Source organism: Kosakonia sp. MUSA4 (genome assembly GCF_013085925.1).
Taxonomy (GTDB): Bacteria; Pseudomonadota; Gammaproteobacteria; order Enterobacterales; family Enterobacteriaceae; genus Kosakonia; species Kosakonia sacchari_B.
This window is the reverse complement of sequence record NZ_CP025697.1, coordinates 4294146-4311672: the sequence shown is the minus strand read 5'-3', so window position 1 is coordinate 4311672 and position 17527 is coordinate 4294146. Positions and strand designations below refer to the sequence as shown.

Here is a 17527-nt window from a genome sequence, read left to right as displayed (position 1 = left end):
CAGGACGATGAAGACTGACAAACCGGTTCGTTTTTCCCAGCGTGCTGTCAGCTGGTTGATTATCAGCCTGCTGGTCTGGCAGCCGGTAGCCCCCGCGTTTGCTGCGGCCATCACGCCGACAGGTGGCGCCAGCATGGATAAAGCGGGCAACGGCGTGCCGGTGGTCAATATCGCCACGCCGAACGGGGCGGGCATCTCACACAATCAGTTTCATGACTACAACGTCGGCAGCGAGGGGCTGATCCTTAATAACGCCACCGGGCAACTGACGCAGACGCAGCTTGGCGGGCTTATCCAGAACAACCCGAACCTGAAGGCCGGGCAGGAAGCGAAGGGCATTATCAACGAAGTGACCGGCGGCAGCCGATCGCAGTTGCAGGGTTATACCGAAGTGGCGGGTAAAGCGGCGAATGTGATGGTCGCCAACCCGTACGGCATCACCTGTAACGGCTGTGGGTTTATCAACACGCCGAACGCCACCCTGACGACCGGTAAACCGCAATTCGATGCGGCGGGCAATCTCTCCGCACTGGAAGTGACCAGAGGCACCATCACCGTGGAAGGGCAGGGGCTGAACGCCAGCGGCAGCGATGCGCTGGCGCTGATTTCCCGCGCCACCGAAGTGAACGCCGCCATTCATGCGAAGGACTTAACCGTGACCACCGGGGCCAACCGGGTGGATGCCAGCGGAAAAGCGACAGCGATTGCCGGCGAGGGCGCAGCCCCGGTGGTGGCAGTCGATACCGGCGCGCTCGGCGGCATGTATGCCAACCGCATTCACCTGGTGTCCACCGAGAAAGGCGTCGGCGTTAACCTTGGCAACCTGACGGCACGCCAGGGCGATATCACGCTTGATGCGAACGGCAAAATGGTGGTGAAAGAAAGTATTGCCAGCGGCTCGCTGACGGCGAAAGGCGACAGCGTCACCCTGAGCGGCAGCCACAAAGCGGGCGGCGATATCGCAGTCACCGCCGCGCAGGATGTAGCGCTGAATCACGCCACGCTGGCCGCCGACGGCAAACTGACGCTTGGCGGCGCGGGCAACACCACCCTTGCAGGCAGTTCGCTCACCAGCGGCGGCGACATGTCGCTTGGCGGGAAACAGCTCACCAGCGATGCTTCCACCCAGGCCAATGCAGCAGGCAATGCCACGCTGAAGGCGCAGACCCTCACCCAGCAGGGGCAACTGACCACTGGCGGCGACGCGCAGATCGCCGCTGTTCAACTGGATAACCGGGGAACGGTGGCGGCAAAAGGCGGGCTGACTGCCAGCGCCAGCACAGTGAATAACAGCGGCACGTTGCAGGGGCAGACGCTGGGAATTACCGGCGATAACGTGCAGAACAACGGTACGCTGGCCGCCAGTGGCGCACTGAGCGTGGATGCCGGAACGCTGACCGGCGGGGCAAATTCTGTCATTACCGGCAAAGGTGATGTCACGCTGACGGCACAGGGCGCGGCGGATTTTTCCGGGCAGGTGAATGCCGATGGCGCACTGACGGTTACCGCAGGCAGCATGCAGACCTGGCAGAATGCGCAACTGCAAAGCGGCGGCGATATGACACTGGCGGCCAGTGACGCCACGCTGAACGGTACTCAGGCAGCAAAAGGTACGCTGAGTGTGACGGCGAAAACGCTGAACCACGGCGGTAAATCAGCGGCGAGCCGTATTACGCTCACCGCGCCGGAAAGCCTCACCAACAGCGGTACGCTGGTGGCGGATACGCTGGATCTCGACAGTAGCCACATCAGCAACAGCGGCCTGTTGCAGGGCACGCAGGCGCTGAACCTGCGCACCGGGCTGCTTGATAACCTCGCTGGCGGCACACTCTACTCTGCGAAAGACCTGACGCTTACCATCCCGCAATTGAACAACGGCGGCCTGATCACCACCGATGGTGATCTGTATCTGCACGGCGATGCGCTGACCAGCGATGGCGAACTGAATGGCGTTAACCTGTTCAGCGATTACCACAGCCTGGGTAACAACGGCCGTCTGCTGGCGGACGGGCAGTTAACCCTCGCAGCAGGCAGCATTCGCAACAATGGGCTGGTGGCAGCCAACACCACCGGCGTGACGGCTGATAACCTCGATAACGCAGGAACCCTACAGGGTAATGATGCCCTGACGCTGCAGACACAGAACACCAACAACAGTGGAACGCTGGCGGGCGGGAATTCACTGGATCTCAGCGGGCAGGCGCTGATCAACAGCGGCCTGCTGGCTGCGAAAAACCTGACGCTCAACAGCACTGACATCACCAACAGCGGCACGCTGCAGGGCACCAGCCTGCTGACCGCCACGGGCAGCACACTGACCAACCAGCAGAATGGCCTGCTGCTGAGTAACGGCGCGGTCACGCTGAAAAACGATCGTCTCAGCAACGCCGGACAGATGCAGGGCGGCACGCTCGATCTGGCGACCGGCGAATGGCTGAACAGCGGCACGGCGCTCGGGCAAAACGGGCTGAATGCCACGGTCAGCGGCTCGCTGAATAATCAGGGCAGCGTGGTCAGCCAACAGGCGATGACGCTGGTCGCAGATAACAGCAACATCAGCGGCACGCTGATGGCGAAAGTGCTGGCGCTGCACGGTGATTTACGTAACAGCGGCCTGATTCAGGGGACGGACGGGCTGAACTGGCAGGGCACCTCCTTTACCGGCACGGCAGACGGACAAATGCTCAGCGGCGGCAGCCTGACATTACAGGGCACCACGCTCGACAATCAGGGGCGGATGCAGGGGCGCAACCTGACCGCTACAGCCGACAGCTGGCGCAACGGCGGTACGGTGCAGGCGCAGGATTCCCTGAACGTCACGCTTGGCCATTCGTTTGATAACCAGGGGCAGATGCTGAGCCAGGGCGGGGCCGCCATCAGCACCGCGCAACTGACCAACGACGGTAAACTGGCAGCAAAAGATCTCACTGTGACTGCGCCGGATATCGCCAGCAACGGCATTCTGCAGGGTAACGACAGCCTGACCATCACCACGCAACATTTGCTTAATGGCGGCAACGGCCAGGTAGTGAGCGGCAGCGGGCTGAACCTGAATCTTGATAGCTTCAACAATCAGGGGCTGCTGTATGTACAGGATGGCCTGACGCTGACCGGCAATACGCTGATCAACGGCGGCAACCTGGAAACCGGCGCGCTGGATGTCACCACCGGCAGCTTCGACAACAGCGGCACGCTGATGGCGCATAACCATGCCACGTTACAGGCGGACCAGCTTGCCAACAGCGGTAACCTCGTTGCCGATACGCTGGCGCTGACGGGCACCCGCATCACCAACAACGGGCTGATGCAGGGCACGCAGCAGATGCAGGCCACGGCGGATAATATTGCGAACACGGCGGGCGGCCGCTGGCTGTCCGGCGGCGCGCTGACGCTCAACGGTAACCTGAACAACGACGGAACAGTGCAGGGCGATACGATCACGCTGCGCGGCGACACGCTGGATAACACCGGGATCGTCAACGGCCTGCATGGCCTGACCGGCATCCACAGCGGCGCGGTGACTAACAACGGTCAACTGGTCAGCGGCGGCGTGACAGATATCCACGCTGACAGCCTCTCCGGCAGCGGGCGCATCAGCGGCGATACGCTGGCGCTCGATGCCACCACGCTCAGCAATGGCGGGCTGTGGCAGGGCACGCACGGCCTGACGCTGCATGCGGACACCCTCACCACCGCCAGCGGTTCGCGCACGCTGAGCGGCGGCGATTTCACACTGAACGCCGGACAACTGTCCACGCAGGGCACCTTACAGGGCGGGCAGGTCAGCGTGACAGCGGATAACTGGACGCTTGGCGGCACGTTGCTGAGCCAGGGCGATTTAACGGCCACTGTCGGCAACACCCTGAATCTGCCGGGCGCGCTGCAAAGCCAGGGGGCGATGACGCTCGCCGCGCAGACGCTGAACAATGACGGCCAGCTGTTAAGCGCCGGGGATATCACCCTGCGCGGACAGCAACTCACCAATAACGGCACCGTACAGGGCAACACGCTGACGGCGCACGAAGCGGGCATCACTAACCGTGGTGCGCTCACCGGGCTTAACAGCCTGACGCTGGATAACCGCCAGGCAACCGCGGCATTGCAGGCGCGGATGGCGATGGCAACGCCGCAACTGGCGCTGATTAACACCGGTTCGTTACTGACGCAGGGTGCGCTGGATATCACCGCCGGTACGGTGAATAACGCGGGTACCTGGCAGGGCAACAGCATCCTGCTGGCAGCGCAGTCGCTGGATAACAGCGGCGCCGTGCAGAGCGCCGGGGCGCTGAACTTCCGGCTTACCGGCGACCTGAATTCCGCCGCAGGCAGCAAAATCACCGCCATGGGCACGGCCGCACTGCAGGCCTTATCGCTGACCAACAACGGGCAGTGGGCGGCGAAAAACCTGACGCTCAGCGGCGGGACGCTGAATAACAGNGGAGCCATCAGCGGTAGCGACGGCCTGACCGCCACGCTGAGCGGAGATATCACCCAGCAGAGCAGCGCGACGCTTGCCAGTAACGGGGCGCTGAACCTGTCGGCGGCTTCACTCGATAACGCCGGTAACGTGCAGGGCGGTGATGTCACGCTTGCCGCCGCGACGCTGACCAACCGCAGCGGTGCGCAGACGGTAAGCGCGGGCACGCTGACCCTGACCACGCCGCAACTGCTTAACTATGGGCTGCTGCAGGGGGCGGGTGAAACCCGTGTCGATGCGACCGCGCAGGCGCTCAACGAGGGCAAGCTGCTCTCCGGCGGGCAACTGACGCTCACCACGCCACAATACAGCGGCGCGGGCTGGTTACAGGCCAGCAACCTGATACTGAATGCGACAAACAACAACGGCAGCGGCACGCTGCTGGCCGGGCAGATGACCCTCACCGGTGACACCTTCACCAACCAGGGGATGACGCAGGCGGATAACCTGACGCTGAATTATCGCCAGCTCACCAACAACGGCACACTGCTCGGCACAAACCAGCTGACGCTGAATGCCTCGCAGGTGGATCAGTCCGCCAGCGGCAAGCTGTTCAGCGGCGGCGATCTGTTTGTCGGCGCGGGCGGGCTGAATGCGCTGGGGCAGGTGGTGGCGCTCGGTAACCTGACGCTGCAACTGGCCAGTGCCTTTACCGGCAAAACCACGCTGGCGGCGGGCAAAACCCTGACTGTTTCCAGCAACGGGGCGATCGATAACCAGAGCGTGATGCAGGGCCAGGCGGTGAATCTCAGCGCGGGCGGCCAGTTGACCAACAACGGGCAAATCGCCACCGGTAGCGGGGCCAGCACCTTAAGTGGCAGCAATATCGTGCTGAACGGCAACAGTGCGATTCAGGGCGGCGGCGATGTGGCGCTGGTGAGCCGGGGCAACATTACGGCGAACGGCTTTGCCGGGACGCCCGGCAGCCTGACGCTGAACGCACCGGGTGCCATCATCAACACCGCGCTGCTGTATGCGGCGAACAACCTGGCGCTGTATGCCAGCAGCATCACCAACCAGCGCGGCGATATGCTGGCGGGTAACAATCTGGTGCTGCAACGCGACGCGGCGGGGAATGCCAACAGCGAGGTGATCAACACCTCCGGCAGTATCGAAACGCGAAACGGCGATATCACCATTAAGACCGGGCATCTGCTGAATACCCGTGATGGGCTGAACGTTACGCAAACAACGACTCCGAATACGACCCTGGCAGGATTGGGTAATGCAACACTGGATGTTCCTTACACGATGATGCCTGACGGGACATGGGGTTATTACACTACAGAGGCTGTCATTCAGGTCGGTTCATGTAATGGACACGGCGCATGTAACTACAACCATGTTACAACTTACCATTACGCTCCCTTCAAGGAGTACACCACGCAGAAGTTTGCACTTTCACAAACGGATGTGAATGTTGTGGCAAACGGCGGTGCAGCACGTATCTCTTCAGCAAGGAATCTGCAATTACAGGCAAACAACCTCGACAATCAGGCCAGCAACATTCTTGCCAGTGGCAATATTGCGCTGTCTGGCAGCCAGTTGAATAACCAGAGCTGGCAGGCAGGGACGAGCTATGATTACGTTGTTTATCAATATGGTACTAGTAATAAACCGACAACAGCAACGATTGACCCGGCGAACAGCTCACTGCATCCCACCGTCAAAGATAATAATATTCCTTTCCAGTTGGTGGGGCATGAATCAGCATTTACAGCCGGAGAAATTTACCGCGCTGTCATTCAGGCGGGCGGCAATGTCGCTGCCAGTTTCAGCAACAATATCAGTAATACAAACACCACGGCGCACACTGGTGGTGTTACAGGTACCATCACTGCCCCGTCACTGAATACCCTGAGCAATCAGGGTATCGGCGGTAGCGTGGCGAAACAGGCGCTGGCCGCAGGGCCGGTCGCGGTGAACTCCCCGCAGTGGCAGGATCAACTGCAAAATGCGCTGCAACAGATTAACGGCGGCAGCGGGCTTGATAACGGCGCGGCATCCGGCGCGGCGCTGGCAACGCCGGGCAGCCAGCAGAAAGGCAATGCCAGCCTGGGCAATACCGGCAGTCTGGCCAGCGCAGGCGTGACCACGGCAGCGCTGAAAAACACCGGCACGACACCGCAACAGGGCAAAACCGTCGACACCAGCGCTTACCCGCTGCCGACCGGCAATAACGGTTATTTTGTGGTTACGGATAACCCGAAAAGCCCCTATCTCATCACCGTGAACCCGAAACTCGACGGCCTGGGGCAGCTTGATCCGGCACTGTTTGGCGATCTGAATAAGCTACTTGGCATCACCCCGGCCGCCGCGCCGCGCGAAACCAGTCCGACGTATACCAGTGAGACACAGTTCCTCGGTTCGTCGTATATGTCAGGCCGCCTCAACCTGAACCCCGATTATGACTACCGGTTCCTCGGCGATGCGGCGTTCGACACGCGCTATGTCAGCAATGCGCTGCTGAACCAGACCGGCAGCCGCTACCTGAACGGTATGGGTTCCGATCTCGCGCAAATGCAGTATCTGATGGATAACGCCGCCAGCGCACAGCAGTCGCTTGGGCTGTCGTTCGGCGTGGCGCTCACCGCTGAGCAAATCGCTTCCCTCGACCACAGTATTTTGTGGTGGGAGAGTGCGACGATTAACGGTGAGACGGTGATGATCCCCAAACTCTACCTGTCGCCGAAAGACGTCGCGGTGAACAACGGCAGCGTGATCGCCGGGAACAATGTCAGCCTTGACGGCGGCAATGTTACTAACAGCGGCAGCACGCTGCTGGCGCGTAACGATCTCAGCGTCAACAGTAGCGGGCAGATAACCAACAGCAATGATGCGCTGCTGAAAGCGGGCGGCAATGTTGATCTCAGCGCCATTGGCGATATCAGCAACATCAGTTCCACCATCAGCGGTAAAACCGTGGCGCTGGAGAGCGTGGACGGCAGCATCAATAACCTGACGCTGGCCGATCAATTTGCGCTTAACACGCAGAGTAAACCGGGTTCGGTCAGCATCAGGGACACCACGCTCGGCAGCATCGCCAGCATTACCGCGACGGATGGCTTGTCGCTGGTGGCGGGCAAGGACATCACTTTTACCGGCGCGACGGCCTCAGCGGGCGGCGCTCTGTTGATGGACGCTGGCGGCAATCTCGCCGTTAATGCCATCCAGAAAAATGAGGCTTACAGCCAGTCCGGTTTCCGCAATCTCACGGATACCAGCCGCTCCACCGTCGGTTACCAGGGCAGCAGCATCACCGCAGGCGGCAATCTGGCGATGCAGGCGGGCAACGATCTGACGCTCAGCGCCAGCAATGTCAGCGCCGGGAAATCGGCAAAGTTGTCGGCAGGCAACGATCTGAACCTCGATGCGCAGCAGACCAGCAACGCCAGCCGCAGCGGCAAAAGTGAAAACCACAGTACCGGTGTTGATCGCACCACGGTCAGTGCCGGCGACAATCTGTTGTTGACGGCAGGCCGGGACATCAATTCGCAGGCCGCCGGGCTGGCGGCAGAGCAGCAGGTCGGCATGCAGGCAGGACGCGATGTCAATCTGCTGGCGGAAGCCACCACCCAGGGCGACAGCTACAAAGCCAGCAAGAAAACGGTCATTAACGAGCAGGTCCGCCAGCAGGGCACCGAGATTGCCAGCGGCACCGACACCACTATTATCGCCGGACGCGATATGAATGCCGAAGCGGCGCAGGTGACGGCGCAAGGCGATATTGGCGTACAGGCCGGGCGCGATGTGAACCTGACGACCGCCACCGAGAGCGATTACCACTACAAGGAAGAGACCAAAACCAAAAAAGGTTTCCTGAAAAAAACCACCACTCACACCATCTCCGAGCAGAGTGCCACGCGCGAATCCGGCACGTTGCTGAGCGGTGATAACGTGACGGTGAAATCCGGTAATGACCTGCTGGTGAAAGGCTCCTCCGTGGTGGGCGATGGCGATGTGACGCTCAGTGCGGCGCATAACGTGGACATCACAGCCGCCACCAACACCGACTCGAACTGGCAGTTTAAAGAGAAGAAAAAGAGCGGCCTGATGGGCTCCGGCGGCATCGGTTTTACCATCGGCAGCAGTAAAACTAAACAGGATCTGAAAGAGAAAGGCACCACCCAGAGCCAGAGCATGAGTACTGTCGGCAGCAATGGCGGGGATGTGACGATCTCGGCAGGCGACGCGCTGCATATTGGTGGTTCTGACGTGATCGCCAAAAAAGATCTCGCCCTGAGCGGCGACAGTGTGGTTATCGATCCCGGCCATGACAAACGCACCACCGACCAGACCTTCGAGCAGAAAAGCAGCGGTCTGACACTGGCGCTCTCCGGCGCGGTGGGCGATGTGGTGAACACCGCAGCATCCACGGCGATGGCGGCAAAAGATCAGAGTGATGGTCGCCTTGCGGCATTGCAGGGCACCAAAGCTGTGCTCTCCGGTATTCAGGCCTCGCAGGCTTCACGGCTGGCAGCGGCGAAAGCCGGCACGGATGATGCCACGAAGAACGGCTCATTTGGTGTGATGGTTTCTATCGGCGGGCAGTCGTCGAAATCCACTTCCCATTCAGAGCAGGACACGGCATTTGGCAGCTCGCTGAATGCAGGAGATAGCCTGAGCGTAACCGCTAACGGCAAAGGAAATGCGACCAACAGCGGCGATATTGCGATATCAGGTAGCCAGCTAAAAGCCGGGAAAGACATCACGCTGGCGGCGGCCATGGATATCTCTCTTGGCGGCGCGGCCAGCACGCAACAAACCAGCGGCAGCAACTCCAGCAAAGGTGGCTCGATTGGTGTCGGGATTGTCGCCGGGAAAAACGGTGCCGGGTTTATGGTGTCGGCCAGCGGAAACGCCTCGAAGGGGAACGAGAAAGGCAACGGTACCTCATGGAATGAGACCACGCTGGATGCCGGACAGAATGTCGATCTGACAAGCGGCCGCGACACCCTGTTGCAGGGTGCGCAGGTGAATGGCGATAAGGTGACGGCGGATATTGGGCGCAACCTGACGCTGAGCAGCCAGCAGGACAGCAATAACTACAACAGCAAACAGCAGAGCATCAGCGCCGGGCTGAGTTATACCTTTGGTGGCGGCGGCCTGGGCGGCAGTTTCAGCTACAGCCGCGACAAAATGGACAGCAATTACGACTCGGTGCAGGAGCAGACCGGGATTTACGCGGGCAAAGGTGGCTTCGATATTACCGTCGGTAATCATACGCAGCTTGATGGCGCGGTGATTGCCAGTCAGGCGGATGCTGATAAAAACAAGCTGGATACCGGAACGCTGGGCTTCTCCGATATCAACAACAAAGCCGACTACAAAACGGAACATCAGGGTGCCGGGTTCAGCACCGGCGGCAGCGTGCCGGGTAACGTTCTCGGGAATATGGCGAATGCCCTGCTGGCCGGTGCGGGCGGCAAGGGGCATGCGGAGGGCACCACGCAGTCGGCGGTGGCTGACGGCGCGATTGTGATCCGCGACCAGGCCANCCAGCAGCAGGATGTGANCACGCTGAGCCGCGACACCGCGCACGCCAACGGTAGCATCGATCAGATTTTCGACAAGGAGAAAGAACAACGCCGCCTGCAAACCGCGCAGATGATTAGCGAGATNGGCACGCAGGTGGCGGATATTGCCCGNACGGAAGGTGATATAGCTAAAGCGAAAGCTGTGAGCGATCCGGCGGCACTGGCGGCGGCAAAAGAAACGCTGATCGGNAANGGGAATCTCAATCCTACGCCAGAGGAAATTAGCGATCAGGAGGGCCGGACAGCAGAAGCAAACTTTGGGACGGGAAGCACACTCCAGCGTGCCATCACCGCAGCCACCGCCGCGATACAGGCACTGGCGGGCGGCGATATCAAATCTGCGCTGGCCGGGGCTGCTGCGCCGTATATTGCAAACGAAATTGCTGCGAAAATCCCGGAAACCGATCCTGCCGGGCGGGTTCTGGCGCACGCGGTGGTCAATGCCGCGCTGGCCGCAGCCAGCGGAAAAGATGCAGCCAGCGCGGCAGCCGGGGCGGCTACGGGGGAACTGACCGGGATAATAGCCCTGGAAGCGTGGGGCATAAAAGATACCAGTCAACTGAGTGAGGAACAGAAACAGACCGTTTCGGCGCTGGCGACTTTGGCGTCCGGGCTGGCGGGTGCACTGGCGGGAGACAGTGGTGCAAATGCGGTTGCAGCAGCACAGGCCGGGAAAACGACGGTTGAAAACAACGCGATGAGTGATGAGGAGCGGCCTGTTCCGTATGGTGTCACTCCAGGCGATGTGGCGATAGCAAAAGCGAAAGAAGACGCTGCATCGGGGTTAACGAAGAAACTGAATGAACTGGGTCAGGCCATCGATAAAGCCACCCAGTGCACATTTGGGCGTGCGTGCTCGTCGGATAATGAGGAGCAGGAGTCGAAACCGAATGTCGCAGGAAACCTGACGGATGAGGAAAAAGCTGAATATGGTGGGGCTGGTTCTGGAACACCTGGAGGCTGGGGGCCAGAGGATGAGGATGATGCACGGAATAATGAAGCTCATAGTTCTGCAAATGGAAAAAATTTAAACTCTGAATTAATAGGTAAAGAAATTGCGGGAGGGCATGCTTTTGAAAAGCATGTTCTACAGCAGGGAGAGTTTAGTGGGTTGGGGATCAGAACAAGGGCTCAATTTGCACAACATATTGAAAATGTTGTTAATAACCCCACATCCAGTAAAATGTTGAGTAATGGACGTTCAGCTTACTGGGATGAATCTACAAACACTGTTGTAATACGTAACCCGAAAGCGTCTGATGGTGGAACGGCTTTTAGACCAGTCAATGGTAGAGCATATTTTGATAATTTAAGGTGATGAATGAACGTAATATCTATTTCCGGGAAACAAGTCCAATTGACGATTGATGAAAAAGATTTATTGATCCTTAATTCAGCTTTAAATGAAATTTGTAATGGTATATCTATGATTGAGTTTGAAACTCGAATAGGAGCAACAAAAGAAGATACATGTGCATTACTTTCAGAGGTGAGTCGTATTTTAGACCAGGTAGCTAATTGAAATAAATCCAGAACGTCATGTCAGCAAGTGATTGATATTCTATCAGTTAACCGAATCGCCTGCGTTCCAGAGCCAGTTCAGTGATGTGTCCGGCTAGGTGAGCATCAGCAACGGCGCGTTGCACCTCATAACTACAGGCCGACAGGGACAAATCTGTCAGCCTGCAGACACAGCGCTGCGATCAACCCGTCGCTTTACACATGAATACTACGGCTTCGTGTTTCTGCTCTGCCGTCAGTACCTTCGGCCCGGGGTTACGTGAAAGTCCTCCCCGCCAAGCATCGACTCAGCGAGCAACTTCTTGAGCCTGGCATTCTCGTCTTTGGGTGCCTTAAGGCGCTTAATTTCTGCCACCTCCATACCATGGAGGTGGCGTAGTTACGACAGAGTTAATGGGCGGGGGCTCCGGCTTCAGCTTCGTGAAAAATACTGATGATCTGTTTGTCGGAAAAATGCTTCTTCATGGTAATTGACCTGCCTTCATGATGAAGACATTACTAACATCACGGTATATTGATAAACGGGGAGCAGGTCAGTGGTTATCGGTGATAGAGCCCATCCATAGAGCCCACAGCATTCATACCACAGTAACCGTCGCATCCTTTTGTCGAGACATTCATTTTACCATTCTTGTCTTCACTGATAACGGCAACACACTGACTGTTGCTGTCCTTCCAGCCCCAGCGGTGTTTCTGCCCTTTGCCGGCGGGGAGTGGCTGTGCAACACCTTCCAGATTACAGACCCCGGATGCATCTCCATAAGATGAGTTAATGCTGAATGCCATATTTTCACCCTGAGGTGTCAGGCTGAGTCCGGCATCAGGTTTAACATATTCAGCAGCATTAACGGTTGTCGTCATTAGCATCAGTATCAGAGCCGCAGTCATTTTCTTCATTGATTTCTCCTTAGTTTTAAATAAACACCACTGGTGATTGTTAATCACGAAAGATTTCACCACCGATAAATTCTGTTTCAGGAATAAGGCTGATTGATGTCCCTGCAATGTTCAGGTTTCCGCCAACGCAGAGACCATCAGGAAGCTGGTTGATTCGGGTATTTTTAATACTGAGGTCACCCGGAATGCGCAGTCCCGCAGGCAATACTTCCGGTGTTGAAAATGACAGTCTCAGGGACTGGCTCAGATTCATTCTGTCAGGCAGTCCTCTGGTTTGTATTCCGGGCATGATGGCATCACGCCGCACTGTCAGTTCTTTCGGAAACTGTTTAATTTCCGAACCACTGAGGTTCATATCCTCATGAACAGAAAATACTTCCGGCAGTTTCCTGATATACGAGTATGTCCAGAAAAAATGGCCTTTAATGGTATGGATGCTTTCCGGCCATCTTCCGTGAAACGTATTGAGAAAAACACCGGACATGAATCGTGTACTTTCCGGAATACAGAGACGAGGAGCTTTGTGGGTATCAATTGTACCAATGGCGAGAGGTAAAATGTGAAATTCATTGAAGAAGGTGATGTTCGGCGATAATTTGTTAGCCTGCGTGATTCTGACCTGTCCATGAAAATTAACACTGGCAGGAATTCGCAGCCTTCTGCCTGCTTCTGTGTTGAAACTTATATCACCATATACATCGGTAAACTTACCGCGTTTAATACGGTAACACCCACAGCTTTTTAAATACATCCAGAAAGAAGACTGGTGTTTATATTTTCTTTTCTTGTTATGCATGATAACCCCGGTGCTGGCGTCTTTTTATTGGCCGGACTGTAAATCAGTAACGTATATTGTTTAATGAGCGAATGAATCCGTTCACGGCTAAAGCAATAAAATATCATCATTACAGAATTACGCGCATAATCCTGTACTTACAGTGACGGATATGATTTCTGGCATGATAATGCAGAGCAGATTACCAGGTGTTGCCGGGATTCATAAATGTGGAATCCACGTAACTGTACCCGGATGCCTGCAGGTCAGAAACCAGCTCCTTCACTCTCTCTAGGTCAGAGGCCGGTGTGAAATTCTCACTGTCACTCTGTAATGGCTGAAATTGTGTCGGACTGATGCGCGCGAGTCTGATAAAAGCAGGGTTTCCTGAATTCATATACCTGCCCATGATATCGATGGTTACTACCTGATTACGCAGTCTGGTATTTCCGCCACGCACATTGATGCGAACAACCGGGTTGTTGAGTATATAATACTGGCTACAGACATAATCTGTCATCGGCATCCCCACATACCCGCTTTCAGTCGGGGCCACAACCATCGTGTTTTGCATCCCCCCGAGATAGGAACCCGGAAATGCCGGGTCATGATTTAAACATTTTGCTGATACAGCCGTGGAAACAAAAAGAACAGCCGGGATAAGGACCTTCATATATTCCCCTGTAAACAGTATCTCAGTATGTACGGTAATGTGTTCCTGTTGCGATTTTTACCGGTATCAGTCAGCCATTATCCGCTCAAGTTCGCCGCTGAAATAATATATCTCACTTCCGTCCGGGGTATTTAATTCCCACTGGCCTCGTTTAATCATGCAGATATCGTCACTGAACGATATGTCACATTCCTGTATCGACATAAAGACCGTGTCTGTCCGTATACTTTTATTTCCTGAATATTCAATTACCCCACAACCACTGTATCTGCCGTTTTCTTTTTGCAGCCGACAGCTCAGTGAGTAACGGTCAGTAATACTGTCACCGGATATCTCAACCAGAATGTCTCCGCGTTCAGTGATGCGGAATGTATTAAATATGAAAGAATCACCTTCGTTAAAAACGCATTGCCCTTCGAACTGCATGGTATTCATTGTCAGCCCCGCTTTATTTTCTGAATATACGCACGTGGCGGCGAATGTGGTCTGTTCCGCCGTTTTCGTTACGGTAAAAATAGGCGACATGAAACGAGGTTTTGATGTGATTCCCCATAGCAGGTAAAGACCTGTACTCCCTGATAACAGAAAGCGTCAGCGGAGAATATGATAAGTCGAAAAGTATCAGAACCCCTTTCCCGTCGTATTTCAGCAGTTTTTTGACTTCTGTTGCCTGATATTCCGGACGCAGTGTGCAGGCCCGCTCATATCGTCGTCTGACAGCAAACTCCACCGCCACGTCACCAATCAAAAAATCCACCCGCCCGGAACCCCGCAGGGCACCCGGTAATATCCCCCGAACCTCTGGCGAAACCTTATCCCCGAACCAGCCTAAAAGGTAGAATCTGAGCAGGGGTAAGAGTTCTCTTTCGCTGTATTCGCCGGGGCGCAATGTTTTGGTGAATTCCTTTCGCCACAGCGATGCATAGAGATAACTGAAACTGTTCACCACCTCGCTGACGCTTACACTCATTCCTTTTCCCCGTCTGTTTTTTTGTTCCGGTAACGCTGCGGCCAGATGTCCTGCGGGCGCATATCCAGCGCCTGTGCTATCAGCCGTTCTGCCCGTGGATAGTGACGCTCCATGGCATTGCTGAGGGTTCGTGCAGCGAGTCCGTGGGCACGGGACAACCCGGCCAGCGTGATGCCGCGCTTGTGCAGGGCGGCCACGATGTCAGCCCGGTGCCAGTCCTGCGCACTTCCCTTACTTCGTTTTTTCTGCGAAGCTGATGAGTTAGTCATGGTAGTCATTCCACATACTTAGTACGTAGATATTAAAAGGGAATAAAAGGTAGTTATCAAGTTCCTTTTTATGAATTTGATGAGCTTTCTTATAACTCTCTGATATCTGGTGAAATATTTTATGGTCAACGATGTACAAAAACCTTCCGGAAGGGCGCGTACCGGAAGTGAAGACGATAACGACTGGCTGACGGCCCAACAGTTCGTCGAAGCCAATATGGAAGGGATGCCCGGCACGGCGAAGGGGGTACGCCTGCGTCTGGAAAAGCTGGCTGAACTGCATCCTGAAATCAGACGCAAACGCACGCACGGGAAAGGGTTTGTCTATCATATCAGTGCGGCAGGGATGGCCCTGAAAAGTGAAAGGGAGGCCGTAAAGCTGCCGTCTGATGACAAACTCAGTCTGTGGATACAGCTGTTCCGTACCATGTCCCCGGCTTCACGCGACCGGATGCTGAAACTGGCGCTGGAGCAGGTGGCAGAAGACCTCGGGCAGGGGAAGCCATCCGCCACGCAAAAATAGCCATCTCAGCATAAGGTACTGAATATAAACACTTTATTTTCAAAATGGCATTGCTTTGCGTATGCCATTTTGCTATACTGACTGTGCTGACACGCGTATGTTTTGTGTGTGTCAGCATTCATGGCATGACGCCATATATTACCCACTGTCCTTATTATCCTTTTTTCGGGAGGATTGCTGATGTCCACGATTCATCACTATCAGTAAGTCATTACAGAATGAATAACGGTTGTATATATTTATCGGCCGGGAAATGACGTTATTTCTGTAGCTATCATGGCAGCTCAGTCAGAAAATATTGCCATACAAAAGGCGAGCATTTTTCAACGTAAATATGCATCATCCGGTACCATATATCCGTCATCAATAAACGGAGTTCATCATGAAAGAGAATATGACTGTTCATCAGTCAGGGCTGCACTTACCCGTCAGCCGGGCCTTTATAAAAATAATAACTGAATACTTACCCCCGTCACCGCTTATTCCTCCTGCCGTTACCCTGAATTTCCGTGACCCGAAATACTCCGCAGAATCCGGTGGCTTCCACCCGGTGGAAATCCGTCTCACGCATTATGCTGATGGCTGGTATTTCGACTACGTGACCGATTTCAGCTATATGGGCCACCCGTGGCCGGAGCTGGAGAAGGAATTCGATGTCTGCTGGAGCCAGCGCTACATATGGCATTACTTGATGGGTGACACGGACACAGAAGAAGGCGGGGCGCTGTTTGAGCTGTGGCAGCGCAACTTTATCCGCTACTGCCGGATGAAGATTTACACGGTCACCGTCCAGCAGGAACGCTCGTAATCACAGCAGTCAGACCACGCGCGCAGTAATAAAAGTACTCATGACGTCATGGGCCGTTAACCATCAACAATAAATGGCTCAGTATATGAAACAGCAAGACAGTAACACCCTGCGGCCTGCCGTGCAGGGAGACCTCGACACCCTTTGCGGGTTGTACAGTGTGGTGAATGCCCTGAGCTGGCTCCACCCGCGCCTCAGACGAAAGCCCCTGTTCCGGGCAATGGTGCACTGGTTCAGCCAGGAATATGACATTACCGTCTGCCTCACCACCGGCACCGAACCTGACCAGCTTGACGCGCTGCTGGGCTTCCTCCGGACCCGCTGCCAGCAACGCTGGCCCTTCACATTCAGTAAGCCCTTCACGGATATCCCGAAACTCAGCACCCGCCATATCCTCACGCAGTGCCAGAAGTGGCTCGACCAGCGCCCCGACAGGGTGGTGCTGCTGGGAGACCAGTACCACTGGACCGTGGTCAGCCATATGGACAGCGAGTGGCTGTACTTTTTCGACAGCCACACCTACAGACGCATTCATCACAGCCGCTGGTCCCTGCGCGGGGAGCGCGGCAAACATCAGCTTTATCGTCAGGCCATCTACTTCATCGAACGGGGAGCATCAGACCATGACCACGGGTGAGCGTTTGCTGATTGAACAGGCGCGGAAGCTGCTCAGCGCCACCGTCAGACGAGGCAGGACACTGACATCCCCGGATGAAGTACGCGACTTTCTGCTGTTCACACTGGCATTGCGCGAGCAGGAGGTGTTTGGCGTACTGCTGCTGGATAACCGCAACCGGGTACTGCTGTGGCGAGAGCTGTTTTACGGCACGCTGAACCAGACCGCCGTTTACCCCCGCGAAGTGGTGAAACTGGCGCTGCAACACAACGCCGCCGCCGTGATTCTGGTTCACAACCACCCGTCAGGACATACGGAAGCCAGTGAGGCGGATATTGCGCTGACCCGGCGCTTACAGCAGGCGATGGCGCTGATTGATGTCCGTATCCCGGACCACTTCATTGTCGCCGGGGACCATACGGTCTCGATGGCGGAGCGCGGGCTGCTGTAGGGCACACGCT

General features: G+C 56.1%; 12 protein-coding genes and 1 pseudogene. 6 read left to right on the top strand and 7 right to left on the bottom strand.

Features of this window, described 5'->3' with window-relative positions:
• Window positions 1-7: 7 nt before the first annotated feature.
• Window positions 8-11332: a hemagglutinin repeat-containing protein gene (locus C0557_RS20345; protein ID WP_217273272.1), complete on the top strand. Its 11325-nt coding sequence runs from the start codon at window positions 8-10 to the stop codon at window positions 11330-11332.
• A 3-nt stretch (window positions 11333-11335) separates the two neighbouring features.
• The gene (locus C0557_RS20340; protein WP_208660570.1) at window positions 11336-11536 is read left to right on the top strand and encodes a hypothetical protein; all 201 of its coding nucleotides are present in this window, start codon (window positions 11336-11338) and stop codon (window positions 11534-11536) included.
• A 49-nt stretch (window positions 11537-11585) separates the two neighbouring features.
• Here C0557_RS20340 and C0557_RS27510 read toward each other — a convergent pair.
• The 7 genes and pseudogenes from C0557_RS27510 to C0557_RS20310 all read right to left on the bottom strand — a co-directional run.
• Window positions 11586-12000: pseudogene (locus tag C0557_RS27510) on the bottom strand (IS3 family transposase); the annotation flags it as partial.
• Between the two features lie 75 nt (window positions 12001-12075).
• The gene (locus tag C0557_RS20335) at window positions 12076-12432 is read right to left on the bottom strand and encodes an acyl-CoA dehydrogenase (protein ID WP_208660568.1); all 357 of its coding nucleotides are present in this window, start codon (window positions 12430-12432) and stop codon (window positions 12076-12078) included.
• Window positions 12433-12472: 40 nt separating this feature from the next.
• A complete protein-coding gene (locus C0557_RS20330; protein WP_208660566.1) occupies window positions 12473-13228 on the bottom strand; it encodes a hypothetical protein in 756 nt (251 codons plus the stop codon).
• 181 nt (window positions 13229-13409) lie between these two features.
• A complete protein-coding gene (locus C0557_RS20325) occupies window positions 13410-13880 on the bottom strand; it encodes a hypothetical protein (RefSeq protein ID WP_253073752.1) in 471 nt (156 codons plus the stop codon).
• A gap of 66 nt (window positions 13881-13946) precedes the next feature.
• Complete coding sequence (locus C0557_RS20320; RefSeq protein WP_208660563.1) at window positions 13947-14315, bottom strand: hypothetical protein; 369 nt, start codon at window positions 14313-14315, stop codon at window positions 13947-13949.
• Window positions 14316-14328: 13 nt separating this feature from the next.
• Entirely contained in the window at window positions 14329-14850 is a 522-nt protein-coding gene (locus C0557_RS20315; RefSeq protein WP_208660561.1) for a hypothetical protein, read from the bottom strand.
• Entirely contained in the window at window positions 14847-15119 is a 273-nt protein-coding gene (locus C0557_RS20310) for a helix-turn-helix transcriptional regulator (protein WP_208660559.1), read from the bottom strand. The genes C0557_RS20315 and C0557_RS20310 overlap by 4 nt, the downstream gene beginning before the upstream one ends.
• A gap of 121 nt (window positions 15120-15240) precedes the next feature.
• Here C0557_RS20310 and C0557_RS20305 point away from each other — a divergent pair, with 121 nt between their 5' ends.
• The 4 genes from C0557_RS20305 (at window position 15241) to radC (ending at window position 17517) form a co-directional block, all read left to right on the top strand.
• A complete protein-coding gene (locus C0557_RS20305) occupies window positions 15241-15642 on the top strand; it encodes a hypothetical protein (RefSeq protein ID WP_208660557.1) in 402 nt (133 codons plus the stop codon).
• 382 nt (window positions 15643-16024) lie between these two features.
• Window positions 16025-16450, top strand: a complete 426-nt coding sequence (locus tag C0557_RS20300; RefSeq protein ID WP_208660555.1) for a DUF2787 family protein — start codon at window positions 16025-16027, stop codon at window positions 16448-16450.
• Window positions 16451-16535: 85 nt separating this feature from the next.
• A complete protein-coding gene (locus tag C0557_RS20295) occupies window positions 16536-17087 on the top strand; it encodes a hypothetical protein (RefSeq protein ID WP_208660553.1) in 552 nt (183 codons plus the stop codon).
• Complete coding sequence (radC, locus tag C0557_RS20290) at window positions 17074-17517, top strand: DNA repair protein RadC (protein ID WP_035889866.1); 444 nt, start codon at window positions 17074-17076, stop codon at window positions 17515-17517. The genes C0557_RS20295 and radC overlap by 14 nt, the downstream gene beginning before the upstream one ends.
• Window positions 17518-17527: the final 10 nt, after the last annotated feature.

Bases quoted from the DNA above. Each gene is read 5' to 3' on its own strand.
- C0557_RS20305 (WP_208660557.1), top strand. From the start codon at position 15,241: ATGGTCAACGATGTACAAAAACCTTCCGGAAGGGCGCGTACCGGAAGT.
- C0557_RS20310 (WP_208660559.1), bottom strand. From the start codon at position 15,119: ATGACTAACTCATCAGCTTCGCAGAAAAAACGAAGTAAGGGAAGTGCG.
- C0557_RS20295 (WP_208660553.1), top strand. From the start codon at position 16,536: ATGAAACAGCAAGACAGTAACACCCTGCGGCCTGCCGTGCAGGGAGAC.
- C0557_RS20315 (WP_208660561.1), bottom strand. From the start codon at position 14,850: ATGAGTGTAAGCGTCAGCGAGGTGGTGAACAGTTTCAGTTATCTCTAT.
- C0557_RS20340 (WP_208660570.1), top strand. From the start codon at position 11,336: ATGAACGTAATATCTATTTCCGGGAAACAAGTCCAATTGACGATTGAT.
- C0557_RS20335 (WP_208660568.1), bottom strand. From the start codon at position 12,432: ATGAAGAAAATGACTGCGGCTCTGATACTGATGCTAATGACGACAACC.
- C0557_RS20325 (WP_253073752.1), bottom strand. From the start codon at position 13,880: ATGAAGGTCCTTATCCCGGCTGTTCTTTTTGTTTCCACGGCTGTATCA.
- radC (WP_035889866.1), top strand. From the start codon at position 17,074: ATGACCACGGGTGAGCGTTTGCTGATTGAACAGGCGCGGAAGCTGCTC.
- C0557_RS20330 (WP_208660566.1), bottom strand. From the start codon at position 13,228: ATGCATAACAAGAAAAGAAAATATAAACACCAGTCTTCTTTCTGGATG.
- C0557_RS20300 (WP_208660555.1), top strand. From the start codon at position 16,025: ATGAAAGAGAATATGACTGTTCATCAGTCAGGGCTGCACTTACCCGTC.
- C0557_RS20320 (WP_208660563.1), bottom strand. From the start codon at position 14,315: ATGAATACCATGCAGTTCGAAGGGCAATGCGTTTTTAACGAAGGTGAT.